We start from the raw sequence: 4,275 nt of genomic DNA on the forward strand, positions 1-4,275 counted from the left end.
CCGCCAGCGGCGCGCGCGCGGCCGCCCGGCTGATGCGTGCGCAGGCCGCCGCCACGTGCCGGATCACGTCGGCCAGCGCCGGAGGGTGCGCCGAGAGCCATTGCTCGAGCTCGATGGGGTCCATGGGGGGCTCCTGTGCAGTGTGGTGTTCTTGTGGGTCAGCCGCGCTGGAACAGCCGGCTGCCGTGGATGTCGTCGGCGCTGAGCGTCGTCAGGTCGTCGCGGCTCAGCGCCCGGTGGCGGTCCGCGAACAGCCGGCTGGCCTGGCGCAGGCGCGCGCGGTCCAGCGCGTTGCGCACGCTGCGTGCGTTGGCGAAGTGCGGCTGCGCGATGCGCAGGTTCAGGTAGTCGCCGAAGGCCGCGCGGGCGTCGGCGCCGGGAGCCGTGTCGAAGCGGTAGTTCTGCTGCTGCAGCATCAGGTCGGCGATGCTCAGCAGCTCCGTCTGGTTGTAGTCCGGGAAGTCGAGGTGGTGCGCGACGCGCGAACTCATGCCCGGGTTGGACTTGAAGAAGGTGTCCATCCGGTCCTTGTAGCCGGCCAGGATCACCACCAGGTCGTCGCGCTGGTTCTCCATCACCTGCAGCAGGATCTCGATCGCCTCCTGGCCGTAGTCGCGCTCGTTCTCGGGGCGGTACAGGTAGTAGGCCTCGTCGATGAACAGCACGCCGCCCATCGCCTTCTTCAGCACTTCCTTGGTCTTGGGCGCGGTGTGGCCGATGTATTGCCCCACCAGGTCGTCGCGCGTCACCGCCACCAGATGGCCTTTGCGCACATAGCCCAGGCGGTGCAGGATCTCGGCCATGCGCATCGCCACCGTCGTCTTGCCGGTGCCGGGGTTGCCGGTGAAGCTCATGTGCAGCGACGGCGACTGCGCCGCAAGGCCCAGGTTGAGCCGGAGCTTGTCGATCACCAGCAGTGCGGCGATGTCGCGGATGCGCTGCTTCACCGGTGCCAGGCCGATGAGGTCGCGGTCCAGCTCGTCGAGCACCGCCTCCACCTGGCTGTCGGCCAGCACCTCGGCCACCGTCGTCGCGCCGGACGCCGATGCCGCGGCGACCGAGGCCGGCGGCACGGCCTCGGAGGCTCCGGGGATGGCGTACAGCGGCTGGTTCATGGCGGACTCGTCAGCGTGCTTCAGCGCTCGCCGTAGCGTTCGCCTTCGGGCTGCTCGGCGGCGTAGCCGCGCACCTGGTAGCGCATCGTGCGGCCGTTGCTTTCCTGGCGATCGAGCATGAAGCCCGGCTCCTTCGAAGGACGGTTTACGATGAAGCTCATCGCGATCGACTCGATGCCGCGTGTCGAGTCGAAGGCCATCAGGCGGATGTAGTGGTTCGGGAAGGTCTTGCGACAGTGGTTGAGTTCCATCAGCACGCCGGCGGCGTCGTGCAGGTCGAACATCGGGTTGCCGTACATCTCCCAGTAGGTGTTGCGCGGGTGCGGATCGTCGGTGTACTCCACGCTCCACGCATAGCCCTTGCCGAGGCCGTACTCGATCTGCAGCGTGATCTCGGCGTCGCTCAGGTCGGGCAGGAAGCTGAACTGGCCCTGGGTCAGGCGGCCGGTGGGGTTGGTCATCATGGTCGGGTACTCCCTGTCAGGCCACGCCCGGCGTGACGGCGTAGTCGCTGGTGTCGGTCGGGGTGTAGTCGAAGCTGATCTCGCCCCAGGTGTCGAGCGCCTGCTTCAGCGGCGCGCAGAACTGCGCGGCCTTGCGCAGGATCTCCGGGCCCTCGTTCTTGATGTCGCGGCCTTCGTTGCGCGCCTTCACCATGCATTCCAGTGCCACGCGGTTGGCCACCGCCCCGGCCTGGATGCCCTGCGGGTGGCCGATCGTGCCACCGCCGAACTGCAGCACCACGTCGTCGCCGAACAGGTCGATCAGCTGGTGCATCTGGCCGGCGTGGATGCCGCCGCTCGCCACCGGCATCACCTTCTTCAGGTCGGCCCAGTCCTGGTCGAAGAACAGGCCGCGCGGCAGGTCCTGCTTCGTGACGCTGTCGCGGCACACGTTGTAGTAGCCCTGCACCGTCATCGGGTCGCCCTCGAGCTTGCCGACCGCGGTGCCGGTGTGGATGTGGTCCACGCCGGCCAGCCGCATCCACTTGGCGATCACGCGGAAGCTCACGCCGTGGTTCTTCTGGCGCGTATAGGTGCCGTGGCCGGCGCGGTGCAGGTGCAGGATCACGTCGTTCCGGCGCGCCCAGTTGCTCATGCTCTGGATCGCCGTGTAGCCGATCACCAGGTCGATCATCACGATCACGCTGCCCAGTTCCTTGGCGAACTCGGCGCGCTCGTACATGTCCTCCATGGTCGCGGCCGTCACGTTCAGGTAGCTGCCCTTGATCTCGCCGGTGGCCGCGCTGGCCTTGTTCACCGCGTCCATCACGTAGAGGTAGCGGTCGCGCCAGTGCATGAAAGGCTGCGAGTTGATGTTCTCGTCGTCCTTCATGAAATCGAGGCCGCCCTTCAGGCCCTCGTAGACCACGCGGCCGTAGTTGCGACCCGACAGGCCCAGCTTGGGCTTGGTCGTGGCGCCCAGCAGCGGGCGGCCGAACTTGTCGAGCCGCTCGCGCTCCACCACCAGACCGGTCGGCGGGCCCTTGAAGGTCTTCACGTAGGCGACCGGGATGCGGATGTCCTCGAGCCGCGCCGCCTTCAGCGGCTTGAACGAGAACACGTTGCCGATCAGGCTTGCCGTCATGTTGGCGATCGAGCCTTCCTCGAACAGGATGATGTCGTAGGCCACCCAGGCGAAGAACTGCCCCGGGATGCCCGGCACCGGCTCCACCTTGTAGGCCTTGGCGCGGTAGCTGTCGCAGGCCGTCAGGCGGTCGGTCCACACCACGGTCCAGGTCGCGGTGCTGGACTCGCCGGCCACCGCAGCCGCGGCCTCCACCGGGTCCACGCCGTCCTGCGGCGTGATGCGGAAGAGGCAGATCGTGTCGGTGTCCTTCGGCACGTAGTCGGGCATCCAGTAGCCCATCTGCCGGTACTTCAGGACGCCCGCGCTGTAGCGCTTCTTGACGTCGGTGATCGCTGCGTCTTCCATCGGCTTGTTCAAGACGGCCTCCTTGCTGGTCCGGTTCGATTGACACGGCCTGGGGCACAAGATAGGTTCGTATTGGACTAAGAGGAATTCATATCTTCTTGGCTTCGGCTTCACATTTGCCTTAATGAAGAACGTCACCTTCCGCCAGCTTCGGGTTTTCACCGAGGTGGCACGCCACCTCAGCTTCGCGCGCGCGGCGGAGGCGCTGCACCTCACGCCACCGGCCGTGACGATGCAGGTCAAGGAGCTCGAATCGCAGGTCGGCCTGCCCTTGTTCGAGCGCAGCGGGCGCGGCGTTTCGCTGAGCACCGCGGGCGAGTACTACCTGGTCTACGCCAAGCGGCTGCTGGCCACGCTGAAGGACGCCGACGACGCGATGGCGCGCTTCCAGCGTCTGGAAACCGGGCTGCTGACGATCGGCATGGTGAGCACCGCCAAGTACTTCGTGCCGCGGCTGCTGGCGCGCTTTCGCGAGGAGCACCCCGGCATCGACGTGCGCCTGCAGGTCTCGCAGAACCGCGAGCAGCTGCTCGACCTGCTGCACGCCAACGAGTGCGACCTGGCCGTGATGGGCCGGCCGCCGAAGGAGCTGGCCACGCGCGCCGAGCCGTTCGCGGCGCACCCGCTGGTGTTCATCGCGCCGCCCGACCACCCGCTGCTGCGTTTCGGCCACCCGCCGCTGGAGGCGCTGGCGCCCTACCCCTTCATCGTGCGCGAGCCCGGCTCGGGCACGCGCAACGCGATGGAGCGCTTCTTCAAGGAGCACCGCTTCGCACCGCGCATCAGCATGGAGATGTCGAGCAACGAGACCATCAAGCAGGCGGTGATGGCCGGCATGGGCCTGTCCTTCCTGTCGCTGCACACGGTGGGGCTCGAACTGCGGTCGGGCCTGCTGCACCTGGTCGACGTCGAGGGCGCCCCGGTGATGCGCAGCTGGAACGTGGTGCACCTGCTGTCCAAGCTGCTGTCGCCGTCGGCCGAGGCCTTCCGCTACTTCATCCTCGAGGAGGCCGAGGCCTACCTGGTGGCGCATGACACACCCCTGCTGTCGGCGGGCGCGGATCGATAGTTGCACCGCAAATATGCAAAGGGCCGGCATGCTGGCACCATGCGCTCCGGCCCGAGACCGGGGAACCAGGAGAACGACATGAAGACACTGCTTGCGAGATCGACGCTGGCCGCTGCCGCGCTGGCCGCCAGCCTGGCCGCCGGCGGCGCGCTGGCC

Annotated in this window: 4 protein-coding genes; 1 reads left to right on the top strand and 3 read right to left on the bottom strand. The window is 67.5% G+C overall.

Going from position 1 to position 4,275, the window contains the following annotated elements; genetic code table 11:
* Positions 1–158 precede the first annotated feature (158 nt).
* From cbbX to x551_RS19035, 3 genes are read right to left on the bottom strand one after another with little or no spacing between them, the layout of a single operon-like run.
* Positions 159–1,115, bottom strand: coding sequence for a CbbX protein (gene cbbX, locus x551_RS19025; protein ID WP_036235802.1), 957 nt, complete (start codon positions 1,113–1,115; stop codon positions 159–161).
* 20 nt (positions 1,116–1,135) lie between these two features.
* Complete coding sequence (locus x551_RS19030; RefSeq protein ID WP_011829078.1) at positions 1,136–1,579, bottom strand: ribulose bisphosphate carboxylase small subunit; 444 nt, start codon at positions 1,577–1,579, stop codon at positions 1,136–1,138.
* 16 nt (positions 1,580–1,595) lie between these two features.
* Positions 1,596–3,050: a form I ribulose bisphosphate carboxylase large subunit gene (locus x551_RS19035; RefSeq protein WP_036250242.1), complete on the bottom strand. Its 1,455-nt coding sequence runs from the start codon at positions 3,048–3,050 to the stop codon at positions 1,596–1,598.
* Between the two features lie 124 nt (positions 3,051–3,174).
* Between x551_RS19035 and x551_RS19040 the strand changes: the two genes are divergently transcribed.
* Positions 3,175–4,119 (top strand): LysR family transcriptional regulator, encoded by a 945-nt coding sequence (locus x551_RS19040; protein WP_011829076.1) that lies wholly within the window; start codon positions 3,175–3,177, stop codon positions 4,117–4,119.
* The last annotated feature ends 156 nt before the right edge of the window (positions 4,120–4,275 follow it).

It is taken from the genome of Methylibium sp. T29 (genome assembly GCF_000576205.1).
Taxonomy (GTDB): domain Bacteria; phylum Pseudomonadota; class Gammaproteobacteria; order Burkholderiales; family Burkholderiaceae_C; genus Methylibium; species Methylibium petroleiphilum.

Excerpts from the sequence above, each read along its gene's own strand:
- cbbX (WP_036235802.1), bottom strand. The coding sequence starts at position 1,115 with ATGAACCAGCCGCTGTACGCCATCCCCGGAGCCTCCGAGGCCGTGCCG.
- x551_RS19030 (WP_011829078.1), bottom strand. The coding sequence starts at position 1,579 with ATGATGACCAACCCCACCGGCCGCCTGACCCAGGGCCAGTTCAGCTTC.
- x551_RS19035 (WP_036250242.1), bottom strand. The coding sequence starts at position 3,050 with ATGGAAGACGCAGCGATCACCGACGTCAAGAAGCGCTACAGCGCGGGC.
- x551_RS19040 (WP_011829076.1), top strand. The coding sequence starts at position 3,175 with ATGAAGAACGTCACCTTCCGCCAGCTTCGGGTTTTCACCGAGGTGGCA.